The sequence below is a fragment of the Paenibacillus sp. FSL R5-0517 genome (genome assembly GCF_037974355.1).
In the GTDB taxonomy this organism is placed as follows: Bacteria; Bacillota; Bacilli; order Paenibacillales; family Paenibacillaceae; genus Paenibacillus.
The window spans coordinates 5,237,130-5,254,894 of sequence record NZ_CP150235.1 but is presented as its reverse complement, the minus strand read 5'-3'; the positions used below and the strand labels follow the sequence as shown (position 1 = coordinate 5,254,894).

The 17,765-nt window shown below is 43.9% G+C and carries 20 protein-coding genes; 19 read left to right on the top strand and 1 reads right to left on the bottom strand.

Features of this window, described 5'->3' with window-relative positions:
- The first annotated feature begins 173 nt into the window (after nucleotides 1-173).
- The 13 genes from MKX40_RS23465 (at nucleotide 174) to MKX40_RS23405 (ending at nucleotide 9,078) form a co-directional block, all read left to right on the top strand.
- Nucleotides 174-1,664: a glycoside hydrolase family 43 protein gene (locus MKX40_RS23465; protein ID WP_339236765.1), complete on the top strand. Its 1,491-nt coding sequence runs from the start codon at nucleotides 174-176 to the stop codon at nucleotides 1,662-1,664.
- A 104-nt stretch (nucleotides 1,665-1,768) separates the two neighbouring features.
- Nucleotides 1,769-2,341, top strand: coding sequence for a hypothetical protein (locus MKX40_RS23460; protein WP_339236763.1), 573 nt, complete (start codon nucleotides 1,769-1,771; stop codon nucleotides 2,339-2,341).
- Between the two features lie 99 nt (nucleotides 2,342-2,440).
- Nucleotides 2,441-2,986: a GrpB family protein gene (locus MKX40_RS23455; protein ID WP_339236761.1), complete on the top strand. Its 546-nt coding sequence runs from the start codon at nucleotides 2,441-2,443 to the stop codon at nucleotides 2,984-2,986.
- Nucleotides 2,987-3,040: 54 nt separating this feature from the next.
- Nucleotides 3,041-3,463 carry a hypothetical protein gene (locus tag MKX40_RS23450; RefSeq protein WP_339236759.1) on the top strand — a complete coding sequence of 141 codons (423 nt, stop codon included), beginning with the start codon at nucleotides 3,041-3,043 and terminating at the stop codon, nucleotides 3,461-3,463.
- Between the two features lie 29 nt (nucleotides 3,464-3,492).
- Nucleotides 3,493-3,774, top strand: a complete 282-nt coding sequence (locus MKX40_RS23445; RefSeq protein WP_339236757.1) for a hypothetical protein — start codon at nucleotides 3,493-3,495, stop codon at nucleotides 3,772-3,774.
- A 16-nt stretch (nucleotides 3,775-3,790) separates the two neighbouring features.
- A complete protein-coding gene (locus MKX40_RS23440; RefSeq protein WP_339236756.1) occupies nucleotides 3,791-4,327 on the top strand; it encodes a GNAT family N-acetyltransferase in 537 nt (178 codons plus the stop codon).
- A gap of 29 nt (nucleotides 4,328-4,356) precedes the next feature.
- Entirely contained in the window at nucleotides 4,357-4,836 is a 480-nt protein-coding gene (locus MKX40_RS23435) for a DinB family protein (RefSeq protein WP_339236754.1), read from the top strand.
- A gap of 49 nt (nucleotides 4,837-4,885) precedes the next feature.
- Nucleotides 4,886-5,761 (top strand): aminoglycoside phosphotransferase family protein, encoded by an 876-nt coding sequence (locus MKX40_RS23430; protein ID WP_339236752.1) that lies wholly within the window; start codon nucleotides 4,886-4,888, stop codon nucleotides 5,759-5,761.
- A 135-nt stretch (nucleotides 5,762-5,896) separates the two neighbouring features.
- Nucleotides 5,897-6,244, top strand: coding sequence for a hypothetical protein (locus tag MKX40_RS23425; protein WP_339236751.1), 348 nt, complete (start codon nucleotides 5,897-5,899; stop codon nucleotides 6,242-6,244).
- Nucleotides 6,245-6,484: 240 nt separating this feature from the next.
- Nucleotides 6,485-7,489: an endo-1,4-beta-xylanase gene (locus MKX40_RS23420; protein WP_339236749.1), complete on the top strand. Its 1,005-nt coding sequence runs from the start codon at nucleotides 6,485-6,487 to the stop codon at nucleotides 7,487-7,489.
- 47 nt (nucleotides 7,490-7,536) lie between these two features.
- A complete protein-coding gene (locus tag MKX40_RS23415; RefSeq protein ID WP_339236748.1) occupies nucleotides 7,537-7,707 on the top strand; it encodes a hypothetical protein in 171 nt (56 codons plus the stop codon).
- Between the two features lie 97 nt (nucleotides 7,708-7,804).
- On the top strand, nucleotides 7,805-8,131 hold the full coding sequence (locus MKX40_RS23410; protein WP_339236746.1) for a hypothetical protein: 327 nt from the start codon (nucleotides 7,805-7,807) through the stop codon (nucleotides 8,129-8,131).
- A gap of 128 nt (nucleotides 8,132-8,259) precedes the next feature.
- Nucleotides 8,260-9,078, top strand: a complete 819-nt coding sequence (locus MKX40_RS23405) for a purine-nucleoside phosphorylase (protein WP_339236743.1) — start codon at nucleotides 8,260-8,262, stop codon at nucleotides 9,076-9,078.
- Nucleotides 9,079-9,205: 127 nt separating this feature from the next.
- Here the strand turns inward: MKX40_RS23405 and MKX40_RS23400 are convergent, their stop codons facing one another.
- A complete protein-coding gene (locus MKX40_RS23400; protein ID WP_339236741.1) occupies nucleotides 9,206-10,282 on the bottom strand; it encodes a LacI family DNA-binding transcriptional regulator in 1,077 nt (358 codons plus the stop codon).
- Between the two features lie 540 nt (nucleotides 10,283-10,822).
- Between MKX40_RS23400 and MKX40_RS23395 the strand changes: the two genes are divergently transcribed.
- The 6 genes from MKX40_RS23395 to MKX40_RS23370 all read left to right on the top strand — a co-directional run bounded on the left by MKX40_RS23395 (nucleotide 10,823) and on the right by MKX40_RS23370 (nucleotide 17,540).
- Nucleotides 10,823-11,683: an ABC transporter permease subunit gene (locus MKX40_RS23395; RefSeq protein ID WP_339243173.1), complete on the top strand. Its 861-nt coding sequence runs from the start codon at nucleotides 10,823-10,825 to the stop codon at nucleotides 11,681-11,683.
- Nucleotides 11,684-11,699: 16 nt separating this feature from the next.
- Nucleotides 11,700-12,581 (top strand): carbohydrate ABC transporter permease, encoded by an 882-nt coding sequence (locus tag MKX40_RS23390; protein WP_215076232.1) that lies wholly within the window; start codon nucleotides 11,700-11,702, stop codon nucleotides 12,579-12,581.
- A gap of 55 nt (nucleotides 12,582-12,636) precedes the next feature.
- A complete protein-coding gene (locus tag MKX40_RS23385; protein ID WP_339236737.1) occupies nucleotides 12,637-14,247 on the top strand; it encodes an ABC transporter substrate-binding protein in 1,611 nt (536 codons plus the stop codon).
- Between the two features lie 25 nt (nucleotides 14,248-14,272).
- Complete coding sequence (locus MKX40_RS23380; protein ID WP_339236735.1) at nucleotides 14,273-15,745, top strand: glycoside hydrolase family 32 protein; 1,473 nt, start codon at nucleotides 14,273-14,275, stop codon at nucleotides 15,743-15,745.
- Between the two features lie 28 nt (nucleotides 15,746-15,773).
- On the top strand, nucleotides 15,774-16,673 hold the full coding sequence (locus tag MKX40_RS23375) for an ROK family protein (protein ID WP_339236732.1): 900 nt from the start codon (nucleotides 15,774-15,776) through the stop codon (nucleotides 16,671-16,673).
- 426 nt (nucleotides 16,674-17,099) lie between these two features.
- A complete protein-coding gene (locus MKX40_RS23370; protein WP_339236730.1) occupies nucleotides 17,100-17,540 on the top strand; it encodes a GNAT family N-acetyltransferase in 441 nt (146 codons plus the stop codon).
- Nucleotides 17,541-17,765 lie beyond the last annotated feature (225 nt).

Below are 17,765 nucleotides of genomic sequence, written 5' to 3'. Positions count from 1 at the left end.
AACTCCCTACTCTCAATCCACTAAAATCACATATATATTAATTTAATGAAATTAGTCCGAAGATGCAATCCAGATTCATTGCAAGTTAATCGCCAATAGTGTTTAATTTTTTTAGTTGCTACGAAGTTGAATTCTTATATTTGTGAATTTTAAATAAGAGAAGGAGTGGAGTAATGAGATACAATAACCCTGTTGTAAAAGGTTTCTATCCAGACCCTAGTGTGATTAAGGTGCACGACACGTACTACATGGTGTGCAGTTCTTTTCAATACTTTCCGGGCGTACCGCTCTTTGAAAGCAAGGATTTGCTGAATTGGAAGCAGATTAGCCATTGCCTCACTCGTAAAAGCCAGATTCAGTTGGACACCGTGAACAGTTCCGGCGGGGTATTTGCCCCCACCATTAGGTACAATAACGGACGATTTTATATGGTGACAACCAACGATACGACGCATCAGAATTTTTATGTATGGACAGACGATATCTACGGAGAGTGGTCTGAACCTATCTATGTGGATCAAGGTGGAATTGATCCGGATTTGTATTTTGAAGATGAAAAGACCTTGTTTATGAGTAACGGGGTTGATGATCAAGGCGTTGGAGGAATTGTCCAGTGTGAGATTGAAATTGAAACTGGCCGGCAATTGACGCCAGGTCGGACCATCTGGAACGGAACAGGTGGACGATATCTGGAAAGTCCGCATCTGTATAAAATGAACGGCTACTATTATCTGCTTGCAGCCGAAGGTGGCACCGAATATGGGCATATGGTTACTTACGCTCGGGGCATTTCTTCTTCAGGTCCATTCGAGGCTTATGAGCACAATCCGGTTCTAACCAATCGCAATCTGGGCGGTTATGAGCTCCAGGGTGTGGGGCATGGTGATCTGGTTCAGGATGATCGGGGGAACTGGTGGCTCTTTCACCTGGGATTCCGACAGATTGGCAGATGGGCTACGTACCATCATCTGGGCCGAGAAGTATTTCTGACTCCGATTACGTTTGATGAAGATGGATGGTTTACAGCCGGGCATGAGGGTACAACACTGACGAGTTTTGAGACTAAACGTATCCCGGACACAGTGATCCAGCAGGATAAGAAGCATTATACGTTTGAAAATACCGACTGGAATCTCGATTGGTGTTACCTTCGTCATCCGAATACAGAGCATTATCAGCTTGAATGCGACAAGCTTACACTAACAGGAACCGATGTGACGCTGGACATTCCGGCATCTCCGACGTTCATCGGGTTACGCCAGAAAGACTTTAATGCCACGATTTCAGTCGATGTTAGTCTAACAAGTCGAGAAGCCGGTATCACCATCTATATGGATGAAAATCATCATTATGAAGTGGCTATTCGTCAGGAGCAGGATGGCTATAGGGTGATCGAGCGTCTGAATATCGGGGATATCAAATCGATAGCACATGAAGTGGATCTGGGAAATAAACAGCATGCAACGCTGTTGATCCGCTCAAGTCAGGAACGATATAGTTTCCTGTTTCTAGCAGATGGTGAAGAGATTCTGCTAGGCACGGCACAGACGAGATACCTATCCTCGGAAGTGGCTGGAGGTTTTACAGGCGTACTTATTGGATTGTACGCGACGGGTGAAGAAGCTTCAGCGGAGTTTACCAATTTCAAGTGTGAATATCACTAAGAAGTGAAGAGGAGGGCCCTAGGGTCCTTCTCTTTTTTTTAATTTGTGTCAAAATATAGAAATAGATCTATTAATAAATGCCAATAGAAGAGAGGTATGTAAACATGGAAGTACATTATAAAATGCCAGAATCCTTAGAAGGCATCGTTCGAATAGATAAAGAATTACGTAAAAAACATGATGGAACCCTTCAAGATTATATGGGTTTTTATATTAGTTTTAACAATGACGATGATAGATACTATTGTACGCCAGATGATGCCATCATATTTGGAAGAACAGGGGCAGATGGTGACCATTTTGCTTTTTTTACGTTTAATAGATCCATTAGTGATTTGGAAGAAGCTCCAGTTATCTTTATCCAACCTACGGCGTTTGGTAATCAAGTAACTTTAGTGGCCAGAAACTTTAAGGATTTTGTAGCATTATTTATTAATCTTAAGGAAATATATATTTTGGAAAGATTTCAATTTTATAAGCATAAATCAGATTTTATAAACGACTATAATGATAACTATTTGAAAGATATAAGGATGAGAGAGTGTGATAATAATCTAATTATTAAACTGCTAAAAAAGAATATTACAGGTATAGCAGAAATTGATGATGTGTACGAATACATGATTGAATCCAGGAAACAAATCGAACTGGGGATAAACAATGATGATTTTGCATGATCTCTTTATGGCATCACTAAATAATCTAACTGTAACAAAAAGTTGAAAGAACGTGTTATTTAATTATATAGCTTGATTGGATAACGAAGGAGGAGTTGTATGGAGGATCAATGGAGAATTGCAAAGTATGATCCGGCATGGCGTGATTTATTTCTGGAAACGGGTTCGAAATTAAGAGCAGCGTTAGGCGAAAAGGCTGTACGGATTGATCATGTGGGGTCCACTTCAATTGCCGGAATGGACGCTAAACCCATTATCGATATACAGATATCTGTTTCCAATGTTGAAAATCTGTTGGACTACAAGCGTGAGATCGAAAGCGTCGGATTTGTATTCAGAGCAGAAAATCCGGATCAGACTAAACGTTACTTTCGTGAAGAACCTGGAAGCAGAAGGATACATGTACACGTTAGACAGGCAGGCAGTTTCTCCGAGCAAATGACCTTGCTGTTCAGAGACTATTTACGGGAGCATCCAGAAGATTGTCTGGAATATGCGGAAGAAAAGCACAGACTCATGTCATTGTATAAAGATCAGCGTCCCAAGTATGTTGAAGGAAAAGCACCAACGGTGTGGAGCATATTACAGAGAGCGCATATTTGGTCTCAAGAAATTGGATGGCAACCGGCAAGATCTGATGCATAATGATATCCAATGAGCACATCCAATGAATCGAGATAACCCTATTGGAGTGATGAGATGAACATGGGAAGAAAGCTGTTAACAACCGTTCTAACCATCATTTGTTTTACTTTGGCTGCAAGCCTCATATCAATGAATGAATCCTACAGTTTTGATTTTTACATTATTATGTATCTGGTATACGCAACTCCACTGATCGTATTGATTGGGCTGCCTTTATCGATATTGCTGGATGATCTGCTCTGCCGAATACAATTCGTTAATCATATGTTGTATCTAAGTACGAGGATATTGGGTTATGCATGTGCTGGAGTTCTAGGGATGTATATCTATTATGTGCTCATGGGAGCAGGAGAAGAAATACTGAATTTCAAAGAGACGTTAGTTCTGACCTTATTGGGTGCTTTTGCTGCTATTTTATTTGTAATGATTGATATGGGGTTGGAAGTTTGGTTACAGACGCGAAGCAGAAAGAGTTGAATTAAACTGATTCGTCAGGAGGAGAGGTATTGGCGATTAACAAAAGAATAATGAATCTATCAGCCTGGCTTGCTGTATTAGCCATCATATGTATTCCTGGAACTTTATATACAGATGATGGACCGCTCCGAACAGAGTATGGTTTCCCGATCCGATTCTTTACGGATTATCATTATGCCAACTCGGACGGAACAATCTGGTTTATATCTGGCATTCATTTAAATGTACTTCTATATTTGTTCAATGTCCTGTTTATTTATGCAGGTATTCATGTAATCTTGTATATAAAAAAGAAATTTGCTAGAACGTAAAGATGGAGTGATGACGATGAAACAACTTCCAGTAGAATGGAACTCAGACAGGCTCTTAATTTCAGATGTGAAAGAGTCCGACATTCCTGAACTCCAGTCGATTTATGATACCAGTCGATACATGCATCAATGGGATGGACGAGAGCATGATCTGGATTATGTGAAAAAATGTGTTCAAGAAGGCCACCTTCCTCCAGAAGGGAGAATGGAGAATTATCGAATTCAATCCATTCGTACAGCTGAGGATGATCGCAACATTGGTTTGTTAAGTGTGTACCACGGTTATCCTTCTGACGATTCGCTATATCTTGAGTTTCTGTATATTCAGAGTGAAATCCAGAAGCAGGGATATGGACAAGAATTAATTCAGGCACTGACTCTCCATTGTTCCGAGCTAAGTTACAAGGAAATTCGAATTAACGTGGCGCTCAAAAATTGGCCTGCATTACGCTTCTGGATCAAATCCGGATTTAATCAGATCAGCGGAATTTATGGAGATTTTGAACATTCTAATGATACCTTTGCCGATACAGAATTGATCAAATCTCTCTGAAAAATATGTTGATAAAGGGGAATATACCAATGGAAACTTTCTTTCGTTACAACTGGATCGTGCGTGAGCAATGGTATGCCTGGTGTGAAGATGTACCGCTTGAAGAACTGCTTCGGCTTCGTACGGGCGGAGTAGGTAACATATTACAAACGTTGTTTCATATCATTGATGTAGAGTGGAGCTGGCTTCAGTTGCTTCAGGGTAAACCGGATGATGCCGAAAATTTTGCAAATTACCAGAACCTTGAGGCGGTAAGACAATTGGATCGCAGATTACGTCCGGATGTGGAGGCATTTGTTACAGCATGGGAGCCGAGTATGGAAAAAAGAGCTTATATTGATCATCGCTCAGGTGGCAATGTCGCTACAGATTCATGGGGAGAAGTCATGCGACATGTGATCGCCCATGAGATCCACCATATGGGACAGCTATCGGTATGGGCCCGAGAATTGGGCAAGCAGCCGGTATCCGCCAATGTCATTGGCAAAGGACTTATTCTACCTGACTAAATGAGAGATCGGAAGGACATGGCAGGACATGGAAGGATGGAGGGTAACGATGATTACCGGACTCAGCCAGATAGATTGGATACAACTGCATGATCGTGTCCAGCAGGTGATTGAACAGGAAGTTCAGATCATTCCCTTGTCACCTGGACTGGAAGCGAGTGTAATGAGAATTGAAATGGGTGGTCAGCGGTACGTATTGAAGGTCTGGGACAAGGATTCCAAGCCGGATATCGCCAAACAATATCAATTATTATCCAAGCTTTATCATAGTGGAGTTGGTGTTTCCAAACCCTGCGGTTGGGGTGTAGACGACCAACAGAATCAGGTGCTGTTAACAAGCTATGATGGAGAGCCTATTACCCAATTAACCCAGACCAAACTGACACGGTTGGCTGAGCGATTAATGGAGGTTCATCGTTATCCGGTGAATAGAGTGGGTGCTGGAGAAGATGAAGAATACATATCCAAGTATGATTTTGTTGAATACTTTTTTCCTCAGATTGAGTCGCATGGAGATATACAAAATCTTCTAGCAAACCTGATTCAGCATGTCCAGATCAGACAGGAATGTCTGATTCATGGTGATTATAATCTGGGAAACATTCTTGAAATGGACGGTCATTACACCATCATCGATTGGACCAATGGGCAGTATGGTGATCCAAGGTACGATATGGCATGGTCTGTTTTTCTTATCACCATCTATAATGGGGGAAGTTACGGCGAGATGTATCGGGCTGCATTTGCATGTTCTGCAAGCTACAACACGTATACGCAGGAAGAGGGGCAGGTCTTTGAAGCCATGGCATGCCTGCGCTGGATTCTGTTAAAACGTGTTGGGGATGTACCCATGGGGCCGGATGTCATGCAAAGGGTTCGCAGCATAGCTGTACATAATCCATATTTGAATGAACACTTGTTGTAATCCTAGTCACGGAATATCAACGACGACAGGATACGATTGAATGAGAGTAAGACCACATGTGTGTGAATAAAATAAACAGCCTGTCCTAAATTAGCGATCCTCGCATACCTATGTTAATAGAGGAGCGTGATCGATATGGAGCAGAAAGTTCAATCCTATTTTGAATTGAAGCAGCAGCAAAAAGATATTGAGCAACAGTTGTCTGTGCTACGAGACGAGATTGTTGCGTATTGTGCAGAACAAGGAGTCTATGAGACGCAGGTTGGTGGTTACACCGTGAAAACAGTGCTTCAGAACCGCAAAGAATATGATGATCAGAAGCTGTATGCTTCTCTTCCGGACCCGGACATCTGGCGATTGTTATCCAAGGTAGACAGCCATAAGCTGAAAAGTCTCATCAAGCTGAACATTCTGTCCGAGGAGCAAATTAACCCGGCATGTACAGTGAAACATGTCACCTTATTACAGGTGGACAAGCTGTAACATTGCATCCCCTCTTCGTACTGGAGTTGAATTAAACGGAACATCACGATCACATGGCACCTTCCACGAAATAGTTTTGTTGCTATGAGCAGCGGAACGAATGTGGAGGTGTTTTTGTTTTGCGAACAGGGCGCAAGATTCATAAATAGTTAAATATGAGGGGGAAGAAGTATAATTTGTTCATTGTAAGCGCATTCAACAAAAGATATGATGGATAAAAATGGGTAGGGGGAATTGTAAATGTCGACGGAAATTCCATCATTACATGCTGCTTATGCCAACAAGTTCAAAATAGGTGCTGCTGTACATACAGGCATGTTGCAGTCCGAAGGGGAATTTATCGCGAAACACTTCAATAGCATCACGGCAGAGAATCAGATGAAATTCGGAGAAATTCACCCGGAAGAAAATCGTTATGTGTTCGATGCGGCAGATGCAATTGTTGATTTTGCTGTTGCTCAAGGAATGGGGGTTCGCGGACATACCCTTGTCTGGCACAATCAGACATCGAAATGGGTTTTCGAGGATAGCTCAGGTGCTCCCGTGTCCAGAGAACTATTATTATCTCGCTTGAAGCAACATATTGATACAGTGGTAGGACGGTATAAGGGGCAAATATATGCATGGGATGTCGTCAATGAAGCAATTGAAGATAAGACCGATCTCTTCATGCGGGACACAAAGTGGCTGCAACTCGTGGGAGAAGACTATCTGCAGCAAGCATTCAGCATGGCTCATGAAGCAGATCCCAATGCCCTTCTTTTCTATAATGACTACAATGAGACCGATCCGGTCAAACGGGAGAAAATATACAATTTGGTTCGGTCTTTGCTGGATAAGGGAGCGCCTGTACATGGAATCGGTATGCAGGGGCACTGGAATATTCATGGTCCTTCAATTGAGGAGATCCGAATGGCGATTGAGCGTTATGCTTCACTGGATGTACAGTTGCATGTTACGGAGCTGGATATGTCGGTGTTTCGTCATGAGGATCGTCGAACCGATCTTACTGCGCCCACTCCGGAAATGGCCGAGTTGCAGGAGCGTCGATATGAAGAAATCTTCGATCTGTTCCGAGAATATAAATCATCCATTACCTCAGTGACTTTCTGGGGAGTAGCGGACAATTACACCTGGTTGGATCATTTCCCGGTACGTGGACGTAAGAATTGGCCTTTTGTATTTGATCAACAGTTGCAGCCAAAGGAATCATTTTGGCGTATAATTAAAGATAACGAGAGTTAAAAAAATCAGAGTATGATTCAAATTTCTGATCGAAATGAGATGAGTGTATGGATTCCATCCGTAACTACCTGATGACATTTGCAGGGAACTTGGTGGTAGCCTATTATATTTTTGAAGAGGGCACAGTGGCCAAGCCAATGATGTTTGCCACACTCATGATGTTACTGATCATGTTGATCGATTACGTGAAAAGCAGGAACACATATTCACTGGAGTAGCATATTCGATGAGCTTAAGCGATCCTGTGACACAGGGTCGTTTTTTTTTTTATGAAAAGAAAAATGCATGTTAGGCTGATAACAGGGAGGCCGTGATTTGTTACGGAAACAATTCAAACAATGGGTTGAACAACAGGTAGATGGCCTGAAGTCTCTTCACATATCCACGGAACAGAGAGAGCATTCCGTTTATGATGACCACATCATTCCCGATCCTTCTACCGGATTCGTACATGAATCGGGGTGTGCCATCGGTCAGGTAACGGTTTGGGAGTCCGGACAAATGGAATATGAGGTCATTCACATTGAGACGGAAATGCTGATATTGTGGAAGTACATTGAACGGATCGATGAGAAAGAACCTGATTTTGCTGAACTTCTTACAACTTATTTTCAAGTGGTACAGTCCGGACAAAAGCCTTGACCGGGATTGGCTAGGTTCTCCCTGCAATGATTCGGACAACAGCTTCCATTTACATCAGGACCATTGTTCATTACACTTGATGAGTAAGACCTCATTAACTCAATTGAGATCATCAGGAGGATACCATTATGCATCAATCCGCACATATTCAGGAAGCAAGAGATTACATATTAAACCGAATCCATTCCAAACCTGCCATAGGCATGATTCTGGGTTCGGGGCTGGGAGCGCTCGCCGACGAGATTGAAAATGCGACGGTTATTCCCTACACAGAAATTCCTTACTTTGCGCAATCCGAGGCAATCGGTCATGCCAATGAATTGGTTATTGGCGAGCTGATGGGCAAGACGGTTGTAGCGATGAAAGGCCGCCTTCATTACTATGAAGGGTTTACATTGGACGAAGTGACTTTCCCTGTTCGCATTATGAAAGCGCTGGGTGTCGAGCAGTTGCTTATCACGAATGCCTGCGGAGCCATCAACACAAGCTTTGAGCCGGGACAACTGATGCTGATTACAGATCATATTAACCTGGTGGGCAACAACCCGTTGATGGGACCGAATAATGCTGAACTGGGTGTGCGCTTCCCGGACGTATCACAGGTATATAATCGTGAACTGCGCAACATTGCGCTGAAGGTTGCAGAAGAGCAAAACGTTGGCCTGCAGCAAGGTGTGTATGCATGGTGGAGTGGTCCGGCATATGAGACACCAGCAGAGATTCGCATGATTCGTACGATGGGTGCGGATGCGGTGGGTATGTCTACGGTACCTGAAGCTATTGTTGCCATTCATGGCGGTATGAAGGTGCTGGGCATTTCCTGTCTGACCAATATGGCCTGTGGCATTCTGGATCAGCCGTTAAGTCATGATGAAGTCATTGAAGTGGCTGCCCAAGTGAAAACAACCTTTATTGGTTTGGTAAAAGGCATTTTGAAAGAAATCTAATCGCGAGATGATTTCTATTCTGGACAGCGCTGGATAGGTTAAAGTCCCCATACAGCCAGCCAAGTCGAAAACACAAAAAACGTATGCTTCACGAGTTGTTACTCGTGAGACATACGTTTTTTTATTTTTATTTTGCCGAACCAAGAACCATCTGAGAATGATCGGCCATGATTGCTGGCGTAGACTCCCTGATGATGGGGTTGGTCACAATATGTGAGACCTGATACGGCTGTGTCGGGCTATTAATCCGGGATAACAGCATCTCCGCAGCCTTAATCCCCATCTCATTGCTGTAAATATGAACGGTCGTTAATGCAGGCTCAATAATTCGGGATTGGGGTGCATTATCGAATCCGCATATCGCAACATCCTGCGGAACGGAAACACCTCTGGCTTTCAAAGCACGGATCAGATCGACGGCAAGAAAATCATTAGCGCATACGTAAGCGGAAGGTAAGGAAGTCAGCTCTGCCACCCGCTGGTTCAACCATCCTGGCTTGGAGAAGCATAGGCGGTCATTATCTAGAATGCAATGAGATAGGTCTACCTGCAACCCCGATTCAAGCATAGCTCGGTGATATCCAACCCATCGTTCATTAAAGCTCTTACAGTGATTGTAGTCTCCAACAAATCCGATACTTGTGTAGCCGCTCTCAATTAATTTGGTGGTGATCTGATAGATGCTGTGTTCATTCTCCATAAGGAGCAAATCTGCATGGAATTCGGGATAACATATGTTGGAAGCGCAATCGATAAAGATCGTGGGGATGCCCAGATCGGTAATCAGCTGAGTGTATTCCAGATCAAATAATTCAATGCAAATGATGCCGTCTACTTTGGCGATATCAAAATTGTTGGGAAGTGTAAGCGCGTCTTGATCTTCGTCACGCACGATATGAATCGAGAGATTGTATCCCTCCGCACTGATTCTTTTCTCCAAACCGCTGATTAACAACGAACCAAAGTGAGATGTATTAGGCAGGTTTTCAGTTAACAAGGCGATATTGCCCGGGGCCTTGGTTAAAACATGTTCATTTTCCATATAGGCAAACTGTTTATATTTAAGTTCAATTGCTTTTTTAATTACACGGTTTCTAGTCTCATCCGGGATGTTTCCGCTATCATTCAATGCTTTGGAAGCCGTATTCCTGGAGATCCCCAAAGCATCAGCGATGTCTTGTATCGTGACTTTTTCCTTTGCCATCTAATGCTTCACCTCTACTCATCAATAGTCATCCATATTCTTCTCTAAGTCAAATGTATAATAGAACGGCACAAATAGCAATCTTTACTTTACAAATGCACAATTCCGTTTACAATTCGGAACACAAATTTAATTTTCAAAATTGTTCCAAAATTTTGGTTACAAGTGTAATGTGATTGGATGAATATCAGCGGTGACAAAGAAATATCTATGTTGATATCACCGGATTGGTGCTAATTATATGCAATTTTAGTGTTTTTTATTTACATTTAGGCAAAGAAGAAATGATCAAATGCACAAATATTTTTTACAAAATGTATTGACTAGATTCATTGAAACCTGATAAATTGTAAATTATTAAATAGGCAATTGTAAATATTGAAAGCCCTTACCGAAAACAATTGTCAACTTCAAGAATGGAACGGGGGTATCGTGTTGGATAACATAGCCGACAGCAAAAAGGGCGAAGGAAGGGTACTGAAAGTGAGGACGACAAGCGGTCAGAGGTTGCAGCAGCTCAAAAAAAATTACTTTTTATATATGTTGCTCGCACCAGCCTTAATTTTGACTCTTATTTTCAAGTACATTCCGATGTACGGAGCCATCATTGCGTTTAAGGATTTCAGTCCGATCAAAGGCATTATGGGCAGTGATTGGGTAGGACTGAAGCATTTTGAGAAATTTATAGCTTCACCCAATTTCGATATCATTTTAATGAATACGCTTAAGCTCAGCTTTTTGGGATTGATATTCAGTTTCCCGGTGCCCATTTTACTTGCACTTATGCTGAATCAGGTACGTAAAGCTGGCGTGAAGAAAAATATCCAACTGTTTCTGTATGCACCCAATTTTATCTCGGTTGTTGTGGTGGTGGGTATGCTGTTCATCTTCCTCTCACCGACAGGGCCAATTAATCAATTAGCAACCTGGATTACAGGTCAGCCAATTATGTTCATGTCTGAACCGGAATATTTCCGATGGATCTACATTTTGTCCGATATCTGGACCGGAGCGGGGTGGGCTTCCATCATATACGTTGCGGCTTTGGCCAATGTTGATCCGGAGCTTCACAATGCGGCTAATCTGGATGGAGCCAATCTCCTTCAGCGTATTCGCCACATTGATCTTCCAACGATTCGTCCGATTATGGCCATCGTCTTTATTCTTGCAGCTGGTGGCATTATGTCCATTGGATTTGAGAAGGCCTATCTGATGCAGACGTCCATGAACCTGCCTTCCTCTGAGATTATTGCAACATATGTCTACAAGGTGGGGTTACAGTCTGGAGATTACGCTTATTCTGCGGCAGTGGGATTGTTTAACTCGGTTATCAATGTGATTTTGCTGGTGACAGTGAATCTGATTGTGAAGAAATTGAATGAAGGCGAAGGCCTCTATTAGGAAAGGAGTATGTTCCATGGTTGTTAAACACACGGGAATGGATCGATTGATCCTCACACTCAATGCCATCTTTCTCACCTGTGCTGTACTGGTTGTGGTTGTTCCCCTGATTTATATTGTTATCGCCTCATTTATGGACCCCACTGTGCTACTGAATCGTGGACTGTCCTTCAATGTATCGGATTGGAGTCTGGACGGTTATCAGATGATTCTGTCCAATCCAGCCATGATCCGAGGTTTTGCAAATGCGGTACTGTACTCGGTCTCCTTTGCACTGATCACCGTGACCGTATCCATATTTGCAGGTTATGCATTGTCGGATGAAAGGCTCGCGGGACGTGGATTTTTCATGATTATCTTTATCATCACGATGTTTTTCGGCGGGGGATTAATCCCGACCTATCTACTTATTCGTAATCTCGGCATGCTGGATACGGTGTGGGCAATCATCATTCCTGGAGCCGTTAACGTCTGGAACATCATTCTCTCCAGAACCTTCTTCAAAGGAGTCCCTCGAGAACTGAAAGAAGCCGCAAACGTGGATGGCGCTTCTGAGATGAAGATTTTCTTCCAGATCGTCATTCCGTTGTCAAAGCCCATCATATTTGTACTCGCCCTTTATGCTTTCGTTGGGCAATGGAATTCCTATTTTGATGCGATGATCTATCTGGACAATCCGAATCTCCATCCGTTACAGCTCGTCCTGCGCTCCATTCTGATTCAGAATCAGGCTGCACCAGGTATGATCAGTGACCAACTCGCGATGGCGGAACTGAAAAGGCTCTCCGAGATGATTAAATATTCAGCCATTGTCATTTCGAGTCTGCCACTGATCATCATGTACCCGTTCTTCCAGAAGTATTTCGAAAAAGGTGTCATGGTTGGTTCCCTCAAATAGTGAACAGCCTGCGATACTGTAAGTTGATCCAATCCAACTCATGGAGGTCATTATCATGAAAAAAGTGAACAAGAAGTCCAGAAAAGCCGTTACAACGGCATCCCTTTCCATGTTATCTGCAATGCTCTTTCTAACCGCCTGTGGCGGGGGTGGAGGCGGCGCAGCAAGTGAGGCGCAATCCCCTGATGGCAAAGTGACATTGAATTTTATCACGCAGAGTTCTCCACTGGCTCCCGCTGATCCGAACGACAAGCTGATTAACAAGCGACTCGAAGAGAAAACCAATGTGCATATCAACTGGAAGAACTATACGAGTGATGTATTTGCGGAGAAAAGAAATCTGGCGGTGGCCAGCGGTGATTTGCCGGATGCTATTTTTGATGCAGGTTATGGGGATTATGATCTCCTGAAACTGGCGAAGGACGGGGCGATCATTCCACTTGAGGACATGATTGAACAATATATGCCCAATCTGCAAAAGGTACTGGAGGAAGCTCCCGAATACAAGAGCATGATCACGGCTCCGGACGGACATATCTATTCATTCCCATGGATTGAAGAACTCGGAAGTGGCAAACAACGGATTCAGGCAGTGGATAACTTGCCCTGGATTAATGTGGAATGGCTGAATAAGCTCGGACTGAAGATGCCAACGACAACCGAAGAGTTGAAAGAAGTGCTGATCGCGTTCAAAACCCAAGATCCCAACGGCAACGGCAAGGCCGACGAAATTCCATTGTCTTTTATTAACAAGCCAGGCGGAGAAGATCTGACATTTCTCTTTGCTGCATTTGGACTCGGGGAGAACTGGGATCATACCGTAGTAACGAATGAAGGGAAAGTCGTCTTCACAGCAGCCGATGCAGGTTACAAGGAAGCAGTTAAGTACATTCATGAACTGGTTCAGGAAGGTCTCATCGATGTTGAATCGTATCAGCAGGATTGGAACACGTATCTGGCAAAAGGCAAAGACAACAAGTACGGTATGTACTTCACATGGGATAAAGCCAACATTACAGGCATGAATGATACGTATGATGTTTTGCCTCCAATTGCCGGACCTGATGGAGAGATTAATGTCACAAGAACAAATGGCATCGGTCTTGATCGTGGTCGCATGGTCATTACCAGCAGCAATAAAAACCTCGAATCCACAGCAAAGTGGGTAGACCAATTGTACGATCCGCTCCAATCTGTGCAGAACAACTGGGGTACGTATGGAGACGAGAGTCAGCAAAATATATTTGAATTCGATGAAGCCAAGGGCATGTTGAAGCATCTTCCGCTGGAAGGCTCTGCACCTGTAGAACTCAGACAAAAGACAAGTATCGCGGGACCACTGGCCATTCTCGACAGTTATTATGACAAATACACCACCAAACCGGAAGATGCTGCATGGCGTATGGAACTGCTCGATAAATATATGGTTCCACACATGAAAGCAGATAACGTCTATCCAAGCGTGTTCTTCTCAATCGATGAGCTCGACCGCCTTTCCACCATTGAGACGGATCTGTTCGCCTATGTGCTGCGTCTGCGTACAGAATGGTATCAGAACGGGAAAGTAGATCAGGAATGGGATGCTTATCTGAAAGAGCTGGATCGTCTTGGATTGCAAGAATGGCTGCAGATTAAACAAGCGGGATATGACCGTAATAACCAATAAAGAAAAGTACGGAGGAGAAACCATAATGTCGACGATTCTACAACAAGATTACCGCAATGAATACCATTTTTCACCGAAAGAGAAGTGGATGAACGACCCGAACGGCATGGTGTTTTTCAATGGAGAGTATCACTTGTTCTATCAGTATCATCCGTTTGGTACCACATGGGGGCCAATGCATTGGGGGCACGCCGTGACCCGAGATCTCGTCACTTGGGAGGAACTTCCTGTAGCTCTGGCTCCAGATGAACATGGCATGATCTTCTCCGGCAGCGCGGTGGTGGACTGGAACAATACTTCCGGATTCTTCGAAGATGAGCCGGGGTTGGTTGCCATTTTCACACATCATCTGGAAGTGCCGAATGAGCATCCTGTTCAGCGTCAGAGTCTGGCGTATAGCAAAGACAGTGGCAGAACCTGGACCAAGTACGAGGGTAATCCGGTATTAACGCACGAATCCTTTGTAGATTTCCGTGATCCCAAAGTGTTCTGGTATGAGCAGAGCAAGGAATGGATTATGATTATCGCTTGTGGTCAAACGGTATGTCTTTATCGTTCTCCCAATCTGAAGGATTGGACGTTAGGAAGTGAATTTGGCGCCGGGATCGGTTCACACGATGGTGTGTGGGAATGTCCGGACCTGTTCCCACTTGCAGTGGATGGAGAAATTGGGCAGGAGAAGTGGGTAATGCTCGTCAGCATTGGTGCAGATCCTGCTTGTATAGAAGGCTCCAGAACGCAATATTTCACCGGGGATTTTGATGGAAGTACATTTGTCCCAGATGAGGCATCCCACATGATTCGTTGGATTGACCATGGCCGGGATAATTACGCGGGCGTGAGTTGGTCCGACATTCCGGCTGAAGATGGCAGACGCTTGTTCATGGGTTGGATGAGCAACTGGATGTATGCCAACCAGACGCCAACCGAAGATTACCGTGGAGCCATGACCATTGCCCGGGAGTTAACACTGGAGACAAGAGCGGGAGAAGTTATATTGATTCAACGTCCTGCACGTGAACTTGAGCAAGCCCGTACGCCAGTATTGTCCCTACAGGATGTTTCGATTGCACAAGTGAGTGAGCAGTTGAATGCTTTGCAACTTGTGAATTATGAGATCGACGTAGAGTGGGCTTTGGATCAGTCGTTTCATTTGGCACTAAGAAGCGGAGCTGGTAACGAAACGCTCGTTGGCGTAGACGCCAACCGAGGGGAAGTATATATCGATCGTAGTGGATCGGGTATAGGCGATTTTCATGAACATTTCCTGAGCCGCCATACAGCTGAGTTAAAAGATGTAAATGGGAATCAAAGTTTGCGTATCTTTGTAGATCATTCATCTGTGGAGGTATTTGCAAATGATGGTCAGGCGGTTATCACGGATCTGATCTATCCGGATGTGGATTCCAAGGGCATCTCTGCTCATGCCGAAAATACGGAGCTGGTCTTCTCTTCACTTCATATCTATGAGATATCATCAACCAAGGCTAAAGGTTAATTGTAATGAAGGAAAGGAGCCCAAAACGATGCGTATTGGAGCTATAGAAGCGGGCGGAACGAAGTTTGTATGTGGTGTAGGTAATGAGCATGGACAGATTGAAGATCGGATCAGCTTTCCAACAGAACATCCGGAGACCACTCTTGCCAAGGTAATCGACTATTTCAGGGATAAAGATGTGGAAGCTATGGGGATTGGCTCCTTTGGTCCGATTGATCTGCAACCGGATAGTCCCACCTATGGTTATATTACGACCACACCTAAGCCAGGGTGGGAGAACTGTAATGTGGTTGGAACCTTGAAGCATGAATTTCCGGTTCCTATCGGATGGGATACGGATGTGAATGCTGCCGCGCTAGGAGAAGTGACGTGGGGAGCAGCGCAAGGACTGGACACTTGTGTATATTACACGATTGGCACAGGCGTTGGTGTCGGAATTGTGGCAGGGGGCCAACGAGTACACGGATTGTTACACCCCGAGGGTGGACATATTCGCACAAGACGCCATCCGGACGATCACTTTGCCGGATTATGCCCGTATCATGGCGATTGCCTGGAGGGAATGGCGGCAGGGCCGGCCATTGAGGCACGCTGGCAGATCCCTGGCAGTGAACTGCCGGCAAATCATCCGGCGTGGGAGATCGAATCCTTTTACATTGCGGAGTCGATCACCACGGCCATCCTGCTTCATTCGCCGCAGAAGATCATCTTGGGTGGTGGTGTGATGCAGCAAGATCATCTGTTTCCACTGATCCGGGAGAGGGTTATCCGGAATCTCAATGGTTATGTGAATGCAGCCCAAATCACACAACATATGGACCAATATATCGTCCAGCCCGGATTAGGCCAACATGCAGGTCTATGTGGTGCGCTCGCATTGGGTCTGGAAGCAGGGCAACATGCGGCACAAGTTTCACATGCTTCGTAGTTTTATTAAATAATGTACATCCCGAAAGGGACGGTTGTTGATTTGCTTATTTTGTTAAGTTATACAAGTTGAACTAAAGATTATTTACACGGACACTACGATGACAGAATAACCTTCCAATCGCTGTTATCCCCAGATTTTTTGATCCCCTTTTCTTAAGGGGAAATCCGGTGATAAAGGCGAACGCTTCGCTTTTTCAGGTTTTTTCTGTCCTCTCCGTTATCGTGTAAATGATTAGTTCAACTTATATAGCCTTTACTGTCCTTTTACTTTTTGGATGGAGGATCTAGCTGGAAAAATATAATACATTCTAAAATCCGTTGTTGCTCAAGTCAGCTGCCAAAGGTATGATTTTGAGTGTCTATCCCTATCGTGCGATAAGACATTCAAAATTTAGCGTGTCTTCAATGGAAAGGAATCCAATCAATGAACCCAATAACAATGCGTCAAGCTGTGCAGGCAGACCAAGAGCAACTCGCTGATTTACGGGCGTTGGTATTATACGATGATCTAACCAGGTTGGGAAGGTACGATGATGTGAAAGTGCGTGAACGTTTCCGAAATACATTCGACCCTGTCCATACGCGGATTATTGAAGTGGAGGGTTCAATGGTAGGTTGTGTAGCATTAAAGCCCAAGGCTGAGGTATATCTATTGGAACATTTCTACATACATCCCGATTATCAGGGTCAGAGAATAGGAACTCAGGTGCTGAACATGCTGCTGGAACAGGATGAAGTTCAGGGCAGACAAGTTACTTTAAATGTATTGCAGGGAAGTCCTGCTCGGCGATTGTATGAACGATTTGGATTTATATTGGACAGTGAAGATGAGGTCGATGTATTCATGTCGGTACAAGTGCAGTAATAATATGATTACCATGCTTAATCAAGTTCACTTCATATGTACGCAATAATGGAGAGTATAGAAAAAAATCTTAAGAAGCGAAGAGTGGGCTTTTATCTCATAATTATCTATGTCAGGATACCGATCCCGCATGTTTGGAATGTGGAGGACAGATGTTGTATCATGGCATGTTTGAGGTAACTGCTATCGTTGTCACACATCAAAAGCGTCGTTCCAATAAAAAGG

What these genes read in the sequence shown, in the direction of transcription:
- MKX40_RS23465 (WP_339236765.1), top strand. Translation starts at nt 174, where the DNA reads ATGAGATACAATAACCCTGTTGTAAAAGGTTTCTATCCAGACCCTAGT.
- MKX40_RS23460 (WP_339236763.1), top strand. Translation starts at nt 1,769, where the DNA reads ATGGAAGTACATTATAAAATGCCAGAATCCTTAGAAGGCATCGTTCGA.
- MKX40_RS23455 (WP_339236761.1), top strand. Translation starts at nt 2,441, where the DNA reads ATGGAGGATCAATGGAGAATTGCAAAGTATGATCCGGCATGGCGTGAT.
- MKX40_RS23450 (WP_339236759.1), top strand. Translation starts at nt 3,041, where the DNA reads ATGAACATGGGAAGAAAGCTGTTAACAACCGTTCTAACCATCATTTGT.
- MKX40_RS23440 (WP_339236756.1), top strand. Translation starts at nt 3,791, where the DNA reads ATGAAACAACTTCCAGTAGAATGGAACTCAGACAGGCTCTTAATTTCA.
- MKX40_RS23435 (WP_339236754.1), top strand. Translation starts at nt 4,357, where the DNA reads ATGGAAACTTTCTTTCGTTACAACTGGATCGTGCGTGAGCAATGGTAT.
- MKX40_RS23430 (WP_339236752.1), top strand. Translation starts at nt 4,886, where the DNA reads ATGATTACCGGACTCAGCCAGATAGATTGGATACAACTGCATGATCGT.
- MKX40_RS23425 (WP_339236751.1), top strand. Translation starts at nt 5,897, where the DNA reads ATGGAGCAGAAAGTTCAATCCTATTTTGAATTGAAGCAGCAGCAAAAA.
- MKX40_RS23420 (WP_339236749.1), top strand. Translation starts at nt 6,485, where the DNA reads ATGTCGACGGAAATTCCATCATTACATGCTGCTTATGCCAACAAGTTC.
- MKX40_RS23415 (WP_339236748.1), top strand. Translation starts at nt 7,537, where the DNA reads ATGGATTCCATCCGTAACTACCTGATGACATTTGCAGGGAACTTGGTG.
- MKX40_RS23405 (WP_339236743.1), top strand. Translation starts at nt 8,260, where the DNA reads ATGCATCAATCCGCACATATTCAGGAAGCAAGAGATTACATATTAAAC.
- MKX40_RS23400 (WP_339236741.1), bottom strand. Translation starts at nt 10,282, where the DNA reads ATGGCAAAGGAAAAAGTCACGATACAAGACATCGCTGATGCTTTGGGG.
- MKX40_RS23395 (WP_339243173.1), top strand. Translation starts at nt 10,823, where the DNA reads ATGTTGCTCGCACCAGCCTTAATTTTGACTCTTATTTTCAAGTACATT.
- MKX40_RS23390 (WP_215076232.1), top strand. Translation starts at nt 11,700, where the DNA reads ATGGTTGTTAAACACACGGGAATGGATCGATTGATCCTCACACTCAAT.
- MKX40_RS23385 (WP_339236737.1), top strand. Translation starts at nt 12,637, where the DNA reads ATGAAAAAAGTGAACAAGAAGTCCAGAAAAGCCGTTACAACGGCATCC.
- MKX40_RS23380 (WP_339236735.1), top strand. Translation starts at nt 14,273, where the DNA reads ATGTCGACGATTCTACAACAAGATTACCGCAATGAATACCATTTTTCA.
- MKX40_RS23375 (WP_339236732.1), top strand. Translation starts at nt 15,774, where the DNA reads ATGCGTATTGGAGCTATAGAAGCGGGCGGAACGAAGTTTGTATGTGGT.
- MKX40_RS23370 (WP_339236730.1), top strand. Translation starts at nt 17,100, where the DNA reads ATGAACCCAATAACAATGCGTCAAGCTGTGCAGGCAGACCAAGAGCAA.